This window comes from Pseudomonas sp. RU47, assembly GCF_004011755.1.
In the GTDB taxonomy this organism is placed as follows: Bacteria; Pseudomonadota; Gammaproteobacteria; order Pseudomonadales; family Pseudomonadaceae; genus Aquipseudomonas.
The window spans coordinates 6,398,774-6,418,220 of sequence record NZ_CP022411.1; the positions used below are offsets into that span (position 1 = coordinate 6,398,774).

General features: G+C 60.6%; 19 protein-coding genes and 1 pseudogene. 6 read left to right on the forward strand and 14 right to left on the reverse strand.

The features are described 5' to 3' along the window. Window positions 1-57 precede the first annotated feature (57 nt). From CCX46_RS29390 to CCX46_RS29400, 3 genes are all read right to left on the reverse strand, one after another. Window positions 58-690 carry a LysE family transporter gene (locus CCX46_RS29390; protein WP_095049367.1) on the reverse strand — a complete coding sequence of 211 codons (633 nt, stop codon included), beginning with the start codon at window positions 688-690 and terminating at the stop codon, window positions 58-60. Between the two features lie 123 nt (window positions 691-813). Next, window positions 814-1,395: a mechanosensitive ion channel family protein gene (locus CCX46_RS29395; RefSeq protein WP_095119850.1), complete on the reverse strand. Its 582-nt coding sequence runs from the start codon at window positions 1,393-1,395 to the stop codon at window positions 814-816. After that, entirely contained in the window at window positions 1,395-3,305 is a 1,911-nt protein-coding gene (locus CCX46_RS29400) for an ATP-binding cassette domain-containing protein (RefSeq protein ID WP_127930193.1), read from the reverse strand. Before CCX46_RS29400 ends, CCX46_RS29395 begins: the two co-directional genes overlap by 1 nt. A 50-nt stretch (window positions 3,306-3,355) precedes the next feature. Between CCX46_RS29400 and CCX46_RS29405 the strand changes: the two genes are divergently transcribed. After that, window positions 3,356-3,817: a TIGR02444 family protein gene (locus tag CCX46_RS29405; protein WP_127930194.1), complete on the forward strand. Its 462-nt coding sequence runs from the start codon at window positions 3,356-3,358 to the stop codon at window positions 3,815-3,817. Here the strand turns inward: CCX46_RS29405 and CCX46_RS29410 are convergent. Further along, the gene (locus tag CCX46_RS29410) at window positions 3,814-5,043 is read right to left on the reverse strand and encodes an AlgP family protein (RefSeq protein WP_127930195.1); all 1,230 of its coding nucleotides are present in this window, start codon (window positions 5,041-5,043) and stop codon (window positions 3,814-3,816) included. The two genes, CCX46_RS29405 and CCX46_RS29410, sit on opposite strands and share 4 nt — an antisense overlap. A 192-nt stretch (window positions 5,044-5,235) precedes the next feature. Between CCX46_RS29410 and CCX46_RS29415 the strand changes: the two genes are divergently transcribed. Further along, complete coding sequence (locus tag CCX46_RS29415) at window positions 5,236-5,901, forward strand: FKBP-type peptidyl-prolyl cis-trans isomerase (protein WP_127930196.1); 666 nt, start codon at window positions 5,236-5,238, stop codon at window positions 5,899-5,901. A 61-nt stretch (window positions 5,902-5,962) separates the two neighbouring features. Here CCX46_RS29415 and rsd read toward each other — a convergent pair whose 3' ends face one another. The 8 genes and pseudogenes from rsd to CCX46_RS31280 all read right to left on the reverse strand — a co-directional run. Further along, the gene (gene rsd / locus CCX46_RS29420; protein ID WP_127930197.1) at window positions 5,963-6,421 is read right to left on the reverse strand and encodes a sigma D regulator; all 459 of its coding nucleotides are present in this window, start codon (window positions 6,419-6,421) and stop codon (window positions 5,963-5,965) included. 183 nt (window positions 6,422-6,604) lie between these two features. Next, complete coding sequence (locus CCX46_RS29425) at window positions 6,605-7,156, reverse strand: disulfide bond formation protein B (protein WP_127930198.1); 552 nt, start codon at window positions 7,154-7,156, stop codon at window positions 6,605-6,607. A gap of 218 nt (window positions 7,157-7,374) precedes the next feature. Continuing rightward, window positions 7,375-8,613 (reverse strand): heme biosynthesis protein HemY, encoded by a 1,239-nt coding sequence (locus CCX46_RS29430; protein WP_127930199.1) that lies wholly within the window; start codon window positions 8,611-8,613, stop codon window positions 7,375-7,377. After that, window positions 8,610-9,752 (reverse strand): uroporphyrinogen-III C-methyltransferase, encoded by a 1,143-nt coding sequence (locus CCX46_RS29435; protein WP_127930200.1) that lies wholly within the window; start codon window positions 9,750-9,752, stop codon window positions 8,610-8,612. The genes CCX46_RS29430 and CCX46_RS29435 overlap by 4 nt, the downstream gene beginning before the upstream one ends. A 16-nt stretch (window positions 9,753-9,768) precedes the next feature. Next, on the reverse strand, window positions 9,769-10,530 hold the full coding sequence (locus tag CCX46_RS29440) for a uroporphyrinogen-III synthase (protein ID WP_127930201.1): 762 nt from the start codon (window positions 10,528-10,530) through the stop codon (window positions 9,769-9,771). Then, window positions 10,527-11,468, reverse strand: coding sequence for a hydroxymethylbilane synthase (gene hemC / locus CCX46_RS29445; protein ID WP_127930202.1), 942 nt, complete (start codon window positions 11,466-11,468; stop codon window positions 10,527-10,529). Before hemC ends, CCX46_RS29440 begins: the two co-directional genes overlap by 4 nt. A 137-nt stretch (window positions 11,469-11,605) precedes the next feature. Further along, window positions 11,606-12,352, reverse strand: coding sequence for a LytR/AlgR family response regulator transcription factor (locus tag CCX46_RS29450; RefSeq protein ID WP_127930203.1), 747 nt, complete (start codon window positions 12,350-12,352; stop codon window positions 11,606-11,608). Further along, window positions 12,349-12,552: pseudogene (locus CCX46_RS31280) on the reverse strand (sensor histidine kinase); the annotation flags it as partial. The gene CCX46_RS29450 and the pseudogene CCX46_RS31280, both read right to left, overlap by 4 nt. 273 nt (window positions 12,553-12,825) lie before the next feature. On the opposite strand from CCX46_RS31280, the gene argH reads away from it, so the two are divergent. Beyond that, window positions 12,826-14,220: an argininosuccinate lyase gene (gene argH / locus CCX46_RS29455; protein ID WP_007911110.1), complete on the forward strand. Its 1,395-nt coding sequence runs from the start codon at window positions 12,826-12,828 to the stop codon at window positions 14,218-14,220. A 128-nt stretch (window positions 14,221-14,348) separates the two neighbouring features. On the opposite strand, the gene CCX46_RS29460 is transcribed toward argH, so the two are convergent. After that, a complete protein-coding gene (locus CCX46_RS29460; RefSeq protein WP_127930204.1) occupies window positions 14,349-15,008 on the reverse strand; it encodes a glutathione S-transferase family protein in 660 nt (219 codons plus the stop codon). Between the two features lie 123 nt (window positions 15,009-15,131). Between CCX46_RS29460 and CCX46_RS29465 the strand changes: the two genes are divergently transcribed. The 3 genes from CCX46_RS29465 (at window position 15,132) to CCX46_RS29475 (ending at window position 18,943) form a co-directional block, all read left to right on the forward strand. Continuing rightward, window positions 15,132-15,416: a hypothetical protein gene (locus CCX46_RS29465; protein WP_127930205.1), complete on the forward strand. Its 285-nt coding sequence runs from the start codon at window positions 15,132-15,134 to the stop codon at window positions 15,414-15,416. Between the two features lie 254 nt (window positions 15,417-15,670). Further along, entirely contained in the window at window positions 15,671-15,916 is a 246-nt protein-coding gene (locus tag CCX46_RS29470; protein WP_008084565.1) for a TIGR02647 family protein, read from the forward strand. 183 nt (window positions 15,917-16,099) lie between these two features. Next, window positions 16,100-18,943 (forward strand): class I adenylate cyclase, encoded by a 2,844-nt coding sequence (locus tag CCX46_RS29475; protein ID WP_127930206.1) that lies wholly within the window; start codon window positions 16,100-16,102, stop codon window positions 18,941-18,943. Window positions 18,944-18,949: 6 nt separating this feature from the next. Here the strand turns inward: CCX46_RS29475 and rnk are convergent, their stop codons facing one another. Next, window positions 18,950-19,360: a nucleoside diphosphate kinase regulator gene (gene rnk / locus CCX46_RS29480; RefSeq protein ID WP_127930207.1), complete on the reverse strand. Its 411-nt coding sequence runs from the start codon at window positions 19,358-19,360 to the stop codon at window positions 18,950-18,952. Window positions 19,361-19,447 lie beyond the last annotated feature (87 nt).

Consider the following 19,447-nt stretch of genomic DNA (forward strand, 5'->3'; position numbering starts at 1 on the left):
CGTCTTGGCCACAAAAAAGGCGACCGGCAAAGGTCGCCTTTTTTGTGCCCGCGATGTTTATGCCGCCGCTTTGCGCAACGTTGCCATAAACGCCGCCGCGCCGATGAACAACCCGGCAAACGTGCGGTTCATGCGCTTTTGCTGCTGCGGTGTGCGCAACAGACGCAGGACCTTCGACGCCAGACCGGTGTAGCCCGCCATTACGATCAGGTCGACGAAGATCATCGTCACACCGATCACCACGTACTGAATCAGCAGCGGCGCGTGCGGATTGATGAACTGCGGCAGCACCGCCAGCATGAAGACCAGAGCCTTGGGGTTGCTGATGTTCACCAGAAAGCCGCGGAACACCAGCGCCAGCGGCTTGCCGATCGGCCGCACCGCCGCGTCATCGCTCATGTCCATGGGCAGCGCGCGCCATTGCTTGATGGCCAGATAAACAAGATAAGCCACACCGAACCACTTGATCGCGTGGAAGGCCGTGGCCGAAGCGGTCAGGATCGCGCCGACACCGGCGCCGACAATCGCGATTTGTACCGCCAGGCCAATCTGCAGGCCGAGGGCGTTCCAGTAACCGCGCCAGAAACCGTATTGCAGACCGCTGGACATCGACGCAATGGCGCCAGCACCCGGGGACAGACTGATCACCCAGCAGGCGGCAAAAAACGCCAGCCATGTTTGAAGCTCCATCGCACACCTCGACTCATGCTCGTGACAAATGCCTAAGCTAATGCGGGTTTGAATGGATGACTACCGATTTTTTGCTGAATGTTGCAGGTGCTCGCGAAGGCGTCAGAACAGACGCCGCAGAATCTACTTCTCGAAACCGCTCGACGGAAACACATCCGTCCCACGCCAACGCCGTACCGAGCGCTGGAAGAACAAGCTGTTCGGCACCTGCACCATCGCGCTGCCAGTCCCCAGCTCTTCAGCCTCGATCAACGTGGTGTAGAGCAGATTGATCGCCACCACTCGACCCTTCACGCCTGGCTTGTCCGTGGTGTCCACCAGCTCGACGATATCCCCCAACCGAAACGGCCCGACCGTGAAGATCAGAATCGCGCAGAGCAGGTTCGACAGCACGCTCCACATCGCAAAGAACGCGACCGCTGCCACCGCGACGAAACCCGACAGCGCCGTCCACAGCACCGTGGCCGAGACACCGAGACGTTCCAGCACAAAGATCAGTGCACTGCCCATGATCAGCCAGCGCAGCACACCACGCAGCGGCATCAGCAACTGCGGCGGGAACGGATAGCGCTCACCCAATCTTGTCAGGCCTTTGGCGACGAAGCGCTGGGTGAGGTAACCGGCCAGCAGGATCAGCAGAATCTGCACCGTGAACCAGACCGGCTCGACCCACACCGCCGGTAGCGGCAGCTTGAACGCTTCCATCAGGACAGCGCCTCCAGCTCCGCCTGCATGCTTTCCAGCACCTCGAGGGCTTCCATCCACGCCTCTTCCAGCTCGCCTTCACGAACCTTCAGCTTGGCCTGCTCGGCGAGCAGATCACGCAATTCGTTCTTGCGCGCCGGCTCGTAGATGTCGCTGTCACCAAGGCTGGCGTCGACCTTGGCGAGCTTCTCGTGAAGCTTGCCCAGTTCGGCTTCGAGCTTGTCGGCTTCACGCTTGTGCGGGGCCAGTTGCTGACGCAACGCAGCCGCCGCCTGACGCTGGGCCTTCTTGTCGGTCTTGTCCGGGTTCACCGGGGTGTTGCTGACCGGGGCATTGCGCTGACGGTATTCCACCAGCCAGCGGGCGTAGTCTTCGAGGTCGCCATCGAACTCTTCGACCTTGCCGTCAGCGACCAGGTAGAAGTTGTCGGTGGTGCTCTTGAGCAAGTGTCGATCGTGAGACACCACCAGCACCGCGCCGCTGAATTCCTGCAGCGCCATGGTCAGCGCCAGGCGCATTTCCAGATCGAGGTGGTTGGTCGGTTCGTCGAGCAGCAACAGGTTCGGCCGCTCCCAGGCGATCAGCGCCAAGGCCAGACGCGCCTTTTCACCACCGGAGAAATTCAGCACCGGCTCATCGATGCGCGCACCACGGAAGTCGAAACCGCCGAGGAAATCGCGCAGGGTCTGCTCACGCTCGGTCGGCGCCAGACGCTGCAAGTGCAGCAATGGGCTGGCCTTGGAATCCAGCGAATCGAGCTGATGCTGAGCGAAGTAGCCGACCACGGTGTTCTCGCCACGGGTCAGGCGCCCGCCGAGCGGTGACAGCTCGCCGGCGAGGTTCTTGATCAGCGTCGACTTACCCGCGCCGTTCGGACCCAGCAGGCCGATCCGCGCACCCGGGGTCAGTTGCAGCTTGACCTTCTCCAGGATGGTTTTGTCGCCGTAGCCCAAACGCGCATCGGACAGGTCGATCAGCGGGCTGGAAATCTTGGTCGACTCGCGGAAGACGAAATCGAACGGCGAATCAACGTGGGCCGCCGACAGCTCTTCCATCCGCTCCAGTGCCTTGATCCGGCTCTGCGCCTGACGGGCCTTGGTCGCTTGCGCCTTGAAGCGGGCGATGTAGCTTTCCATGTGCGCACGTTGCGCCTGCTGCTTCTCGTAGGCCTGTTGCTGCTGGGCCAGACGCTCGGCACGGGCGCGTTCGAATGCGGTGTAGCCGCCGCGATACAAAGTGATCTTGCGCTGATCGACATGCGCGACGTGATCGACGACTTCATCGAGGAAATCGCGGTCGTGAGAAATCAGCAGCAAGGTGCCCGGGTAGCTTTTCAGCCACTCTTCGAGCCAGATGATGGCGTCGAGGTCCAAGTGGTTGGTCGGCTCGTCGAGCAGCAACAAGTCCGATGGGCACATCAATGCCTGCGCCAGATTCAGACGCATCCGCCAGCCACCGGAGAAATCGCCTACCTGACGATCCATCTGCTCGTTGGTGAAACCCAGACCGGCCAGCAGCTTGCGCGCTCGCGCATCGGCGGTGTAGCCGTCGGCGCTGTCGAGTTCGGCGTGCAGACGAGCCTGAGCGGCACCGTCATGCGCCGCTTCGGCGGCGGCGAGGTCACGTTGCACCTCGCGTAGACGCAGGTCGCCATCGAGCACATAGTCGACGGCAAGCCGCTCGAGCGTCTCGATCTCCTGGCGCATGTGAGCGATGCGCCAGTCGGCCGGCAAGTAGCAGTCACCCGAATCCGGGTGCAGCTCACCCCGAATCAAGGCGAACAGGCTGGATTTGCCGGCGCCGTTGGCACCGATGAGGCCGGCTTTGTGGCCGGCGTGCAGGGTCAGCTCGGCGTCTTCTAGCAGACGTTGCGGGCCACGCTGTAAAGTCAGGTTCTGAAGTCGGATCATAATGGCGGCGGAGTCTACCAGCTTCGCTCACAACTGGCGCGAGTAGCACGATGTCCTCTGACCTGTGGAGCTTTTCCCTTGCCACCTACGCCCGAGCGGGTGTGGAAGATGCCTGCCTGCAACTGCAAACGGCGGGCGCCAACGTGTGCCTGCTGCTCTGCGGTTTATGGCTGGAACAACGCGGGGTGACCTGCGATGAACACCGCATTGGCGTGCTTCAGGCATTGACCGAGCCGTGGGATATCGAAGTGGTGCAGCCGCTGCGAACACTGCGCATGCAATGGAAAGCGCGTGCGCTGGATGATGCGGTGTTGAACGGCATGCGCGAGCAGATCAAATCACTCGAGCTGGAAGCTGAGCGAGCGCTGCTGTCACGGCTTGAAGGTGTGGCGCAGGAGTGGACGCGAAACGACGCAGGTTCAATGACCTGGCTTGAAGGTTTGGCCGGCACAGCGGCCAACCCGAACCGCGACGCGCTGCAAGTGCTGCGCGTCGCGGCTACCGGCACTTAGGAAGCGCTGGTTGGGTTGTTGCTGACGCTCGACACAGCGGCTGGCGTTGGCGCAGTCGAAGGGGTCGAGGTAGTAGCGGCAGGTGCCGGTGCAGCTGGCGCAGCCGAAGTTGTCGGTGCGGCAGGTTTTGCGGCGGGTGCGGTGGCCGGTTTGGCAGCGGCTGGTTTGGCAGCGGCTGGCTTTTTAACTGCTGGTTTTGCGGCAGGCTTGGCGGCGGGTTTTGCAGCAACAGGCTTAGCAGCAGTCGCTGGTTTGGCAGCAGCGGCCGGTTTAGCGGCTGGTTTTGCGGCAGGCTTGACTGCTGGTTTGGCAGCGGCATTCACGGCTGGTTTGGCAGCAGCTTTAGCTGGTGCTTTTGCAGCAGGTTTGGCGGCAGCTGGTTTAGCGGCAGTCTTGGCAGCTGGTTTTGCAGCAGCAGTTTTAGCAACAGGTTTTGCGGCAGCTTTGGCAGCAGGTTTAGCGGCCGGTTTGGCAGCGGCGGTTTTCGCTGGAGCAGCTTTTGCTGCAGCTGGTTTGGTGGCTGGTTTAGCAGCGGCGGCACGGGTAGCCGGCTTGGCAGCGGCAGTACGCGCAGCAGGTTTTGCCGCCGTGGTTTTAGCTGCTGGTTTTGCAGCGCTCGCCGCAGCAGGTTTCTTCGCTGCAGGTTTTGCGGCCGCTTTGGCAGCTGGTTTTGCAGCGGCTTTCACCGGTGCTTTTGCAGCTGGCTTGGCAGCGGTTTTAGCAGCAGCTTTTGCAGCAGGCTTGGCCGCTGCGGTTTTCGCTGGAGCTTTTGCAGCAGCAGGTTTGGCAGCTGCTTTCTTCGCCGGTGCCGCTGCCGGTTTGGCGGCGCGGGTGGACAACACTTTACCCACGGCTTCTTGAACGCGGCCCACGCCCTGGGCCAGCTTCAGGCTTTCCTGAGCATCGCGCTTGAGTTGCAGAATGTAGCTGCGAGTGTCCGACTGACGATCCTTCAAGGCATCGAGCAGGTCTTCCAGTTCTTTCACGGCGCCTTTGGCTTTGGTCTGTGCCTTGGCTTTGCCGGCGGCAGCTGCGTCCTGCAATTTGGTGCGGGACTTGTGCAGTTTTTCTTGCGCCTTGCCGCGTTGCTTTTCCAGTTTGGCGAGCAGTTTTTCAGCATCAGCCAAGGCTTGAGAGCAAGCGTTTTCCAGATGCTCGAGCAAGCTGCCCGAGAGTTGTTGGAGTAAGTGCAACGGAGTATTTACAGGCTTCTTGGTGGCCGACATGGTTTACCTCCTGGCTGACGTGAGTGCGGCTCATACTAGACCTCTGCAGTTACCGCCGCTAGGGCATCTTGACAGTATCGATTGCGTTGCGTTGCACCGAATCGAAAATGTTCTGCGTGAAGGCAAAAGCAGTTCACCGTTGCAGACGTTCGCGCTGGCATAATCCACCGCATCTCAGGACGGAGTGTGCCCATGTCGCGCTACTTTTTTTTATCCCTCTGCATGCTTGTTTCGGCCGCTCACGCTGACGAAAAAACCACCGCGAACGATGCTCACGATCTGGCCTACAGCCTCGGTGCCAGCCTCGGTGAACGGCTGCGTCAGGAAGTCCCGCAACTGCAGATTCAGGCACTGGTCGATGGTTTGCAACAAGCCTATCAAGGCAAGCCGCTGGCGCTGAGCGAAGCACGTATCGAACAGATTCTGGCCGATCATGAAGCGCAAAATGCCGAACACTCTGCACAGCCATCCAGCGATGCGGCGATGGAAAACGAGCAACGTTTTCTCACCGCTGAAAAAGCCAAACCGGGCGTGAAGGAACTGGCCGATGGCATCCTGCTCACCGAGCTGACACCTGGCACGGGGACCAAGGCCGGTCCCGATGGAAAAGTGCAGGTGCTGTATGTCGGGCGACTACCCGACGGCACAGTGTTCGACCAGAACACTCAGCCGCAATGGTTCAATCTCGACAGCGTGATTGCCGGTTGGCGCACCGCGTTACAGAACATGCCAGTGGGTGCGAAATGGCGACTGGTGATTCCCTCCGATCAGGCCTATGGCGCCGACGGTGCCGGCGACTTGATCGCACCGTTCACACCGCTGGTGTTTGAAGTGGAATTACGTGGCGCGACGAGTTGAGCAGGCAATAAAAAACGGTGCGCTTTCGGGCGCACCGTTTTTTTTCGATCAGGGAAAAAGATCAGGCCTGAACCGGATCTTCTTCCTTGTGTGCTGTATGCAGTACTTCAATCAGGCAGTCTTCAAGTTCGAAGCGCTCGTGCAGCAGGCCTCCGAGCTCTTTGAACTTCTCCGCTACGCATTTGCCTTCATCGCACAGGTCGTTGAACGCGAGCAGCTTCTCGGTGATGACATCGATGCGCGGATAGATCGTCTCGGCGAGTTCGAGGCCGCGCTTGTCGTTGAACGCCTTGGCTTCGCCAGTCAGCTGTTCGTAGATTTCGAAGTGCCCGGCCGACACATAATCGACCAGTACACCGCAGAACTCCTGCAAGGGCTTGCGGCTCTCGGACAGCGAATCAGGCTCTGCGCCGAGCTTGTCGTAGGCACCGATCAGATCTTCACGCTCCTGCAACCAGCGGTCGATCAGCAGATGAACTCCACCCCAGCGTTCCTGAGCATTCTGACAACTTTCGAGCATGGCGATCTCTCTTCCCTTGTGGGTCATGCTGCTCTACACCCGCGCCCCTCTTTTGATTTTGGCTAGGGGGTCGGCCGGGCAGAGCGTCATCGAGCAACATAAATCCAATGACACGTGCGGGCCAGATTATGCCCGCACGCCTATGGCTTCAAGGTACGCAGGAGATAAAGTTCATACAAGTGTTTAATCCCGCAGCAGCACCGGGTGCGACGCTTCGCCGCTGAGCGGTCGTTGCAGAGCACTCCAGACCAGCCGCAACAATTGATAAACCGCCAGAATCGATACCGCGACAAAGAACAGCAGGCTCCATTCCGGGATGCTCAGATCGAACAACGTCCAGGAAATTTCCGCACAATCGGCACCGCCGCTAAACATCCGCTGCAACGCACAGATCCAGGGCAGACCAGTGAACAACAGCTCCGGGGCAGGCGCGCAATTGAGCAGTTGCAGCAGCGGATCGCTCTGGATCAGCACCTGCCGCCAGGCAGCCGTGGTACCTCCCAGACTCGCGCCCAGCGTCAACAGCCAGTAGAGCCACAAACCGACACGCTTGGGGCCGTGCACCGCCGCCAGGCCACTGGATACACACAGCAACGTGAGGAACAGGCGCTGCACCAGGCACAGGCTGCACGGCGTCAGACCAACAGCATATTCAAGATAATAGGAAGCTCCCAGAGCAAAGGCCCCCGCAGTGAAAGCCATGAAGAACAAGGAGCGTGAGCAGGCCAACGACATGGCTTTTCCGTAACAGTAGAGACAGACGGTTACGGTAGAGGAAAGCGTGTCAGCCTTTCAAGGCGAGGCCCTGCCGACAGTTCACCAGAGGTGTAGGGAAAACCCGACAGGTTCGAGAGGAATCGGTGTAGTCAGTTGTAGGAATTCGCCTCGGGCGCTCACTGAAGTTGAAATTTCAACCACAAAAGGTAAGCGAGGGAGCTGCCTCCCCCGCCACTTCAGACGTGCGCCGGAACCGGCAATGGCGCGGCCAGCAGGCGCTCATCCAGCAGCCCCAGACCCTCCTGGAACAACTGATTGCTGCGCTCGGTATCGCCCAGCTGTGCGAGCAGCCGTGCCAGTTCCGCACAGGCTTCAGGATTGCGCTGCACACGCAGGCTGCTTTCCAGATAGTCCCGCGCCTTGCCCCACAGGCTGGTTTGCAGACACAGGCGGCCAAGGGTCAGCAGCAAGCTCGGATCGTTCGGGTGATCCTTCAGCCAGCCTTCGGCAGTTTGCAACTGACGGGCCGGATCGCTACCGCGCACCAGACCGTAGAGACGGGCCAGATGGCTGTCGTACTTGCGCTTGAGGGCCGTGCGCAGCACTTCTTCCGCTTCGACCTGAGCACCCAGCTGACGCAGCTGTTCGGCGTATGCCAGCACCAGCGGCGGCTCCTGACGCTGCGCCGAAGTGAGCTGCTGCCAGGCACGTGTAAGCGACTGCAAGCCAACACTCCCGTCCTCTTCGCGCTGCGCTGCCAGCGACAGGTTTTCCCCCCAGGCGCGGCGCTCAAGCTCTGCCAGTTCGGCGGGCGGCAGGACTTTGTCCTTGCGCAATTCCGGCAACAAACGAATCACCGCCGACCATTCGCCGCGCTGCTGATACAAGCGCTGCAACTGACGCAGCGTCTGCGCATTGTGCGGATGACGATCATGCATCGCTTGCAGAGTCACCAAGGCACCGTCGGTATCGCCACGGTCGGTCTGCAACTGCGCATGACTCAGAGCGATCGCCAGTTCCGCCTGCGGCTGACGCTCCAGTGCACGCTCCAGCAATCGATCGCACTCTTCGTAATTGCCTTGCTCATTGGCTGCGCGGGCAGCACCGAGGTAGTACAGCAATGGCTGACGCTCGGCTTCAGCCGCTCGATAAAGATGACGCTGAGCACTGGCCCAGCGACCTTCGGCCAGATCCAGTTGGCCATGCTCGATGGCCACCTGCACACGCCGGCTGCGGTTGCGTCGCGACCATGGATTGACCACACCGCTCGACGTCATGACCAGCTCGACCAGCGCCTTGATGCCCCAGATCAGCAACCACAGCACAGCGATTACCGCCAGTGTCGCCCACAGGCTCGACTCGTAGCGGAAGCTTTTGTAGGCCACCAGCACGTAACCGGAATGCTCGGCAATCGCCAGACCCAGCGCCGCCGTCGCCGCGATCACCAGAAACACGATCACATACAAGCGCTTCATGGCGTGGCCTCCTGCGCGGTGTTGACGGCAGGTTTGGCGAAAGGTTTCACCGACTCTTCAGCGTTAACGTTGCGCCGCTCAAGGTAGGCTTGCACCGCACTCAGCGTGCCAGCCAGGTCCGGCGTCGTGACCGTAACCGGTTCCTTGCTCAGCTCGGCGACCTGTTCGAGCATCACTTTGCTTTGCGGATTGTCCGGGTTGAAATTGCCCTTGAGCACATCACGCGCCTCAGCCAGCGCCTGGGTATAGACCGGCGCCTGCCCGTTGAGCGCAGCCCACTGCGCCTGCTCCAGTGCTAGGCTGAGGGCCAGACGCACTTGACTCAGGCTCTGCCCGGCCAGCAGCGGCCGCACGTTTTTGTCAGCGTTGAAATCGATGCGGATGTAGCGCGAGACCTGATCCCACCACTGCGCCCAACGACTGGCGCCGTCACCGTCGGCGGTCAGGCCCAGCAGCGACTCGCCGCGATCCTTGTACTCCGGCGCCAGCTCGGTGAGGTCGATGACCTGATCACGCAATGCGCCGAGACGCAGGAACAGACCGGTGCGATCCGGTTGTGCAGTGCTGCGCAGCGCTACGAGGGTTTTCGCCACTTGCTCGCGAGCGGCGAAGGAACCGGGATCGTTTTGCTCACGGAGGATTTCGTCAGCGCCCTGCACCAGCGCCTGAGCGCTGCTGATGTCCTGCAACGCCGACAGCCGCAGGCTGGCCAGGCGCAGCAGGTGCTCGGCCTCGGCCAGACGCCAGTCCTTGCGGCTGGCACCGAGAACCGTCTCCAGGCGTTGATTAAGGCGCTGTTGATCGCCCTGAAGTTGCGTCACCAGACGCTGGCGCTCGGCAAGTTCGTCGGCCCCCGGCAGTTGCGCGAGGCGCTCGGTCAGGCGCTGCTCATTGAGCTTCAGGCTCTGCGCCTGATCGTTCAATGCCTGCACTTCACCGGACTGCTGCTGAGTATTGGTCTGCAGGTGACGGACCTGCCAGACACCCCAGCCACCGATCGCGACGCCGGCGGCGCCGAGCAACAAGGCGACGATGGCCAATCCATTGCCTCGGCGCGGCTCTGTGGCCGGCGGTGGAGTTTCAACCTGGGTTTCAATCACAGGCTGGACATCATCTTTGGGCAAGGCTGTTTCGCTCACGTATCCATCCTTTGCATTAGTAAACGGGTTCGGGATGCTCCCGCAACGCCGTCAGCAAAGCCGCGGCACTCGCGCCGCGGCAATCCACAACTGTTTGAGCCCCGGCGGCACCTGCCAGCTCGACGACCCTAGGGCTTGGAACAAACAACGGCAACTGCGCGATTGTCGGCCAGGCATCACCGGCCATCTGGCGCAGGTGCTCGAAACCCTGTCCACTGCTGACCACCAGCCCGTTCAAGCGTTCCGCTTCGATCCGCCGCGACAGTTCGTTCGGGGGATAGGCCGGCAAGTCACGTCGATACAATTCCAGATACTCGACACTAGCACCAAGCTCACGCAGGCGCTCGGCGAGTAGCTCACGGCCGCCCTCTCCGCGCAGGATCAAGACCTGCGCCCCGGGCTGGCTCACCGCTGCACGCAGACGCGGCAATTGCAGCAAGGCTTCGCTGTCATCGCCGTCCGCCGGGAAGCTGACGTCCAGACCATAATCGCGAAGAATCTGTGCAGTCGCCGCGCCGACGCTGAACCAAGGCATCGTCAACGAGGGCGAGCCATCGAGCAGATCCAGCGCAATGCGTGCCGCCGGTTTGCTGACCACGATTACCGCGTTGCAACTCGGCAACTGCGCAATCGCCTGACGGATTTTGGCAGAGACCGGCAGCGGAACAATGTCCAGAAGCGGCAAACAGCTACTGAAAATCCCCTGCCCGGCCAACGTCTCGGCCAGCGCCACACAGTCTTCCGCAGGGCGCGTCAGCAGCAGGCGCCAGCCAGTCACTCGTTACCTGCCTCGCCGTAAACCGCTTTGAGAATATCGTCGGCGCCCTGGCTGAGCAGGTCTTCGGCGACCTTCACGCCCAACGCTTCGGCATCGGCACGCGGCGCCCGGGCTTCGGCGCTGAGCAGCTTGCCGCCACTCGGCTCACCGACCAGACCACGCAACCACAACTGCTCGCCTTCAAGTACGGCGTAGCAGGCGATCGGCACTTGGCAGCCGCCATTCAGATGTTTGTTGAGGGCACGTTCGGCGGTCACCCGCGACGTGGTATCGGCATGATGCAACGGTGCGAGCAAGGCGTGGATTTCAGTGTCGGCACTGCGGCATTCGATGCCGACTGCGCCTTGGCCACCGGCTGGCAGACTGTCATCGACGCTGATCGCCGAAGTGATGCGATCTTCGAAACCGAGGCGGATCAGACCGGCCGCAGCGAGGATGATCGCGTCGTACTCGCCAGCATCGAGCTTGGCCAGACGTGTATTGACGTTGCCGCGCAGGAAGCGGATTTGCAGGTCCGGACGACGGGTCAGCAACTGTGCCTGACGACGCAGGCTCGACGTGCCGACAATGCTGCCGGCAGGCAACGCCTCCAGGCTGGCATAGGTATTGGAAACGAAGGCATCGCGCGGATCTTCACGCTCGCAAATGCAGAACAGGCCGAGACCTTCAGGGAAGTCCATCGGCACGTCTTTCATCGAGTGGACGGCAATGTCGGCTTCGTTTTCCAGCAGCGCAGTTTCCAGTTCCTTGACGAACAGGCCCTTGCCACCGATTTTCGACAGTGGCGAATCGAGCAGCTTGTCGCCGCGACTGACCATGGGCACCAGCGTCACCAGCAGGCCCGGGTGGGCCGCTTCCAGACGGGCTTTGACGTATTCGGCCTGCCAGAGGGCCAGCGCACTTTTACGGGTGGCGATGCGGATTTCGCGAGAGGACATGGATCAATCCGTACTGAATAGATACGGCGGATAATAACAGCTCAGCCAAATCCACTTTGACTTGAATCAGAAACGGCGCGGCCTCCCTGGCCGGCAATGCCTGGTAAAGGAAAGAGAGGCCGCCCGAAATGACCGGGCTACAGCCCCTGCATCATCTTGCGCACACCGGCCACATGCCGACGGCTGACAATCAGCGCATCACCATTGAGACCTTTGAGGAACAGCTGAAAATGTCCCAGTGGTGTGCGTTGCAGTCGTTCGATGCGGTCACGGGCGACCAGCGCGTTGCGGTGGATACGCACGAAGCGCTCGCCGAATTCGTCTTCAAGGGCTTTGAGCGGTTCGTCCAGCAGCACCTCGCCGGCTTCGTGACGCAGGGTCACGTATTTGTGGTCAGCGATGAAGTAGACCACCTGATCCAGCGGGATCAGTTCGATGCCTTTGCGGGTGCGGGCGCTGATGTGGCTGCGCGGGCCGGTGCCGCTTTCGGCAGCAGGACGGGTCAGGGCCGAGAGTTGCGCCCGATTGGGACGTTCAGCCCGTTTCAGGGCGTCATGCAGATGTTCGGTTCGCACGGGTTTCACCACATAGCCCACGGCGCTGGCCTGCAGGGCTTCCACGGCAAATTCATCGGGGCTGGTGCAAAACACCACGGCCGGCGGCGTTTCGCGTTCGCACAGACGGGCAGCGACTTGCAGGCCATCGAGGCCCGGCATGCGGATATCGAGCAGTACGATATCCGGCTTGTGGCTGTCGATCAGTACCAACGCCTCTTCGCCATTGGTGGCGCTGGGCTCCAGAACTGTATAACCCTCGAGCTCGCTCACCATTCGGCTGAGGCGCTCGCGAGCCAGTGGTTCGTCATCAACGATCAGGACATTCATATTGCGCTGGATTCCTGCGTGAGTCTCGCACAAGGATAGCGTAGACAGGTGAAGTGACGTCCGTCACCGCGATCCACGCTAAGACTAGCCCGAGCGCCAAAAAGTGCCGTACGTCGGCCAGCAATATTTGCCAGTGTCCGGGTCGTACTGCTCGAAGCCCGCTGTTTCCTGCGTTTCTCACGGGGATTGCCGAAGGACAATTACACCCACCCCCCTCTTCTTATAGTCGGCGGTCAGACCTTTGCGCGATCCGCAGCCGCGCCGACCCTTATGTCCTACTGTAGACGCTCGTCGGGCCGATATTGCTCAATCGAAAAATATCCTTGCGCAAATCCGCCAGGGCCAGCGCCGACTATGACTGAGCCGATGAGAAAAAAACGTATCGACCGGTGTCAGCGACAGTCTGGGCAACCCTGTTATTATCCGCGCCAGCGTTTCACGCCTTTTTTCTTCAAGCCGATACGAGCGAATTCATGAGCACTGACAAGACCAATCAGTCCTGGGGCGGCCGCTTCAGTGAACCCGTCGACGCCTTCGTCGCCCGCTTCACCGCCTCCGTCACTTTCGACCAGCGCCTGTATCGCCACGACATCATGGGCTCGATCGCCCACGCCACCATGCTGGCCAAGGTCGGCGTGCTGACCGATGCCGAGCGCGACAGCATCATCGATGGCCTGAAGACCATTCAGGGCGAAATCGAGGCCGGCCAGTTCGACTGGCGCATCGACCTCGAAGACGTGCACATGAACATCGAAGCACGCCTGACCGATCGCATTGGCGTCACCGGCAAAAAGCTGCACACCGGGCGCAGCCGCAACGACCAGGTCGCCACCGACATCCGCCTGTGGCTGCGTGACGAGATCGACCTGATCCTCGCTGAAATCACCCGCCTGCAAAAAGGCCTGCTGGAACAAGCCGAGCGCGAAGCCGCGAGCATCATGCCGGGCTTCACCCACCTGCAAACCGCGCAGCCAGTGACTTTCGGTCATCACATGCTGGCCTGGTTCGAAATGCTCAGCCGCGACTACGAGCGTCTGGTCGACTGCCGCAAGCGCACCAACCGCATGCCACTGGGCAGCGCCGCGCTGGCCGGCACCACCTACCCGATCGACCGTGAATACACCGCGCAACTGCTGGGTTTCGATGCCGTCGGCGGCAACTCGCTGGATAACGTGTCCGATCGTGACTTCGCCATCGAATTCTGCTCGGCCGCGAGCATCGCGATGATGCACTTGTCGCGCTTCTCCGAAGAGCTGGTGCTGTGGACCAGCGCGCAATTCCAGTTCATCGATCTGCCGGATCGTTTCTGCACCGGCAGCTCGATCATGCCGCAAAAGAAAAACCCTGACGTGCCAGAGCTGGTGCGTGGCAAGACCGGCCGTGTATTCGGCGCACTGATGGGCCTGCTGACCTTGATGAAAGGCCAACCGCTGGCCTACAACAAGGACAACCAGGAAGACAAAGAGCCGCTGTTCGACGCCGCCGACACCCTGCGCGACTCGCTGCGCGCCTTTGCCGACATGATCCCGGCGATCAAACCGAAGCACGCGATCATGCGTGAAGCGGCGCTGCGCGGTTTCTCCACCGCGACCGACCTGGCGGATTATCTGGTGCGCCGTGGTCTGCCGTTCCGTGATTGCCACGAAATCGTTGGCCACGCGGTGAAATACGGTGTGGACACTGGCAAGGATCTGGCCGAGATGAGCCTGGAAGAACTGCGCCAGTTCAGTGATCAGATCGAACAGGACGTGTTTGCCGTGCTGACCCTGGAAGGCTCGGTGAATGCCCGTGACCATATCGGCGGGACTGCGCCGGCACAGGTCAAGGCAGCGGTGGTGCGCGGTCAAGCGCTGATCGCCAGCCGCTAAAGCAAAAGCTTCGCGAGCAGGCTCGCTCCCACAGTTGGATTTTTGTTGAACACAGAATTTGTGGCCGACAAAAATCCCCTGTGGGAGCGAGCCTGCTCGCGAATGCGATCTTCAGAACAGCAGAAAAATCACTTCTTCGCAGCAATCATCGCTAAAAACGCTGGCATCGCCGCTTCTTTGTCCGCCGCTATCCTCTGCACATGCGGATTCTGTTCAAGCCGCTCCAGCAACGCCTTCGCCTGCGGCATCTCCGCCAGCAAATCAATCCCGAACAGCTTCTGCCCGACCGCACAGGCCAGCGGCACGCTGTAGAGGAAATACAAATCTGCGATGCTCAGACTGTCGCCCGCCACGTACGGGGCGAACTTGCCGTGTCGTCCCAGCGCCGCAAAACCCAGCAGCAATTCAGTCTTGGTCTTTTCCTTGGTCGCCTCCGGCAGGGCCATGCCGAAAAATGCTTCGCCGTAGCAGGCGCGCCCTGGCAACTCGATGTACAGCTCGATTTCCTTGGCAATCGCCAACACCTGCGCGCGCTCGAACGGATCGCTCGGCAGCAGCGGCGTGCCTTTCTGGGTTTGCTCGAGGTATTCGAGGATGATCGCGGTTTCGTTGATGAAACCGGCGTCTACGCCGAGCACCGGAACCTTGCCGCGCGGGCTGATGGCCAGAGATTCCGGTGTCTGCGCCGGATAGAACGTGACCTCTTCGAACGGCAGGCCTTTTTCCAGCAGCGCCAGTTTGACCATGTTGTAGTAGTTGCTGACTGAGAATCCGTAGAGCTTGAACATCACATAGCCTCCAGGCCGTGCGGGGTGGGCAGGGCCTGTTTATAGATCGTGCAGGCGAATCGCGCCAGCAGCATCACCCCGCTGAATGCGGGTAAACTGGCGCCTTTCCATGAGGAGCCTGCCATGAGCGAGCCGACAGACATCGACCACGACGAAGAAGAGTTCACCGAGGCTACGTTGATCGAAGCCATCGAGAACCAGATCGAAAGCGACAACCCGCCAGCGGCGAAAGCGACGTTCAACAAGCTGACCCTGGTGGGAGTCGAGCGCGAAGAGATCCTCAACCTGATGGCGCATGTGCTGGCTTACGAGATTGACGCGATGCTCGATGAAGACCGTGCATTTGATACCGAATGGTACGAAGCGGCGCTGCGTGGATTGCCAGAGCTGCCACCCGAAAAGCAGTAAGCCCCGATCCTGTAGGAGTGAGCCTGCTCGCGATAGCGTTCTGTCAGTGAAGAATATGCTGACAGGCACTCCGCTATCGCGAGCAGGCTCACTCCTACAATGTTTGTAACGTATCCATCCAGCCAACTCCCCGGCCCCGACTACACTGGAATTCGCCTCAAGACAAAATCCCTGATCTGGGCACTGGACATGCCGCAAAAGCGGGTTCACCTTAGGGACGCTGTCGTCCAATTCCTAGAAAGTCTGGAGTCCTTATGTCGCTTACCCCTGAGTTGGTTGCCGAACTGGAAGTCCTCGCACTCTTTCCCCTGGACAGTTCCCAGGAAGGTTTGAAAATTCATCAGACCGCTGCCCCGAAACATATTTCTGCCGCCAAACGCCTCTTTGAAAAAGACCTGACGGATCAGCCTGATGGCGGTTATCTGACCAGCCTCGGTCGCGATGCCGCACAAAATGTGCAAACCGTGCTGACCATTCTGAGAGAGCAAGAAACCGCCTGATTCTCCCCGACTTCGCCCACGGGAACTCCTGCCACGGGATTTCCGCGGGCCTGCCCGGTCGTCCGCGATAGAAATCTGACGTCAAAAAACAAATTCAGCTTAAAAGTCCCGCTGCGCAAAGGCTAAACTGCCTCCCATTCCGAGACCCTCTTCGTCCGAGCTTGCGAGCCGGTTTGAGCTGACATGACGCGCACCCACGAAATCCGCCCCGACCTGGACGAAGGCATCGACCGCAAGGTACTCAGCCAGCTGCGTGCGCGCTTTCTCAAACTCAATGAAGGGCGCTTAGGTCGCGCACTGGAAGGCTTGTCGACACGCCAACAAGGCGTACTGACACTGCTTCCGCTGTTTTTCCACGTCAATCACCCGCTGCTGCCGGGTTATGTCTCGAGCAGTACGCCGGCCGGGGTATCCAATTACGAACCGGACGCCGATACACTCGCTGAAGCCCAACGCCTGACCCGCTCGTTCTCCTACAAACCGCGCCACGGCAGCAATCCACCGCGACCGATTCATGGCCTGTTTCTGATGGGCAGTCTCGGCACGCTGGCCCAGGCCGATCAGAGCGACATGGACGTGTGGGTCTGCCACGCGCCGGATCTGAGCGAAAGTGAGCTCGCCGAACTGAGCAAGAAATGTCAGCTGCTGGAAGCCTGGGCGGCGAGTCAGGGCGCCGAAGCGCATTTTTTCCTGATCGACCCGGAGCGTTTCGTCAAAGGCGAACGCGACACTCAGCTCAGCTCGGAAAACTGCGGCACGACCCAGCATTATCTGCTCCTGGACGAGTTCTACCGCACGGCGATCTGGCTGGCCGGACGTACACCGATCTGGTGGCTGGTGCCGGTTTACGAAGAAACCGCCTACGACCTTTACACCCATACCCTGCTGTCGAAGCGCTTTATCCGCGCAGACGAAACCCTGGATCTCGGCCATCTGGCGACGATTCCACCGGGAGAGTTCATCGGCGCCGGATTGTGGCAACTGTTCAAGGGCATTGAGTCACCGTACAAATCGGTACTCAAACTGCTGCTGACCGAGGTTTACGCCAGCGAACACCCGCAGGTGCGGTGCCTGAGCCTGCGTTTCAAGAAAGCCGTGTTCGCCAATCAGCTCGATCTCGATGAGCTGGATCCGTACATGGTCGTGTACCGGCGCATCGAGGAGTACCTCACTGCGCGCAACGAACCGGAACGTCTGGAACTGGTGCGCCGCGCGCTGTACCTGAAGGTCAACCGCAAGCTCACCGGCAACAGCCGCACCCAGAGCTGGCAGCGCTCGCTGCTGGAACGGCTGGCCAGCGAATGGCATTGGGATCAGCGGCAACTGACACTGCTCGACAGCCGCAGCCAGTGGAAAGTCCGCCAGGTCAGCGCCGAACGCCGCGCGCTGGTCAATGAGCTGAACTACAGCTATCGCTTCCTGACCCAGTTCGCCCGCACCGAGCAGACCGTCAGCCTGATCAACAAGCGTGATCTCAATGTGCTCGGCCGCCGGCTCTACGCAGCCTTCGAGCGCAAGGCCGACAAGGTCGAGTTCATCAACCCCGGCATCGCCCCGGATCTGGCCGAAGACACCCTGACGCTGGTGCAGTCGCGCAATAAAAAGGAGCCCGGGCAAACCCAGTGGGGCCTGTATAACGGCAGCCTCACGGCGCTGGAGTGGGAACACTTCGCGCCGATCAAGCGCAGCCGCGAATTGCTTGAATTGCTGACCTGGTGCCACCGCAACGGCGTGATCGACAGCAGCACCCGCCTGGCTTTGCATCCAGGCACCAGCGACCTGAGCGAGTTCGAGCTGTTCAACCTGCTCGGCAGCCTGCAACAGTGCATCGCCCTGCCCTTGCCTACAGTCGCCGAGGAGCCGCTGCTACGTGCCGCTGTGCCAAGCGAAGTGCTGATTCTGGTCAACGTCGGTATTGATCCGCTCAAACACCATCGCGACCTGAACATCCTGATGACCACCGAGCGCACCGACTCGCTGAGTTACGCCGGGGTGCGCGAAAACCTCGTGCTAACCCTGGATCAGGTCACGCTCAACAGCTGGAACGAAGTGCTGGTCAACCGTTTCGACGGCCCCCACGCCCTGCTCGACTGCCTGCGTGATTACCTCAATAACCTGCCGCGCGGGCCATTGCAGCCGTCGTTGAAGGTGCGTTGCTTCTGCCACAACCGCGCGCAGTTCATTGCCCGCCGCGTCGAGGAAATCATCGACACCGCGCAAAATCTGTTGCTCAGCGAACTGAATCATCGCTACCTGATTCAAGTGCAGCAGCATTTTCACGTGCTGGAATTGGTACCTGGTCAGGTCAACCACGTCGCGCTCGCGACATTGCCAGCGTTGCTGGATTACCTTGGTGAAGAACAGCCGCGCTACAGCCCGCTGCACCTGGACCCGATGGCGCTGGAAGATCACGACCTCGCGCTGATCCTGCCGATGGGTCAGCCGGAGTGCATTCAGGTGTTCTACCGGATCACCGAGCAGCAGGCCGAACTGTACGTGCTGGATGAGTTCAACGCACTGTGGCAGCAGCATTTGCCTTATCACGACGAGCAGAGTTTGCTGGTGCCGTTGCAGCGATTCCTGCAATCAATCCTGTTCCGCCGTGAAGCCGTGCTACCGATGGACGCCAGCCCGGATGCCCGTCTCGACACTTTGTATTACCAGTTATTGCCATCGGGCCCGCAACGCGCGCGCCGGGTCGAAGCGCGGCCGGCACCGCAGACACCCGTGAACAAGCCGTTCTACGACGTGCAGGCGATCGTCGGCAAAGCCGCACCGGGCGAAGTGCAGGTCACCCTGTATTGCAATCAACGGGAATTCAGCGAGCTGGAACATGGCGACCAGCTGTTCAGCGTGGTCGCCCGGGAGATCGTCGAGCAGCGCCGCGACAGCGAACGCTATCGCTGCTACATCACCGACCTCGATCTTTCAGGCCTGCTCGGTGACGGGCAGAGTTCAAGCAATTTGTATCTGCGCTACAAGGCTGACCTGGAGCGCGCCCTGAACGAAGCGCTCGAACAGGTCTGAGGCGGGTTACTCGGGAAACGCGCCACCGTTGGCCGGTTGCGATTCGACTTCAAGCAAAGTCAGTTTGAGGGTCTTGCCACCCGGTGCCGGCCAGTCGATGTGCTGACCGACCTTCAGGCCCAGCAACGCGCTGCCGACCGGAGCCAGGATCGAGATCTTGCCTTCATCGGCGTTGGCATCCTTCGGATAGACCAGCGTCAGGTGATAGTCCTTGCCACTGCCTTCTTCGCGGCAATGCACACGGGAATTCATCGTCACGACATCGGCGGGCACTTCATCGTGGCCGACCACGGAGTCGGCACGGTCCAGCTCGGTTTGCAGCGCAATCACGCCCGGCAGCGTGTCATCCAGGCTGTCGATCAAGCGCTCCAGACGTTGCACGTCCAGACGGGTAAGGGTGATGGAAGGTGCGGTCATGATCCGGGCAGACTCCTTTCTTCTGCACACAAAAAAAGCAAAACCCCGCCAAAAAAAGACGGGGTTTTCACCAGGCCTCGATGGGTT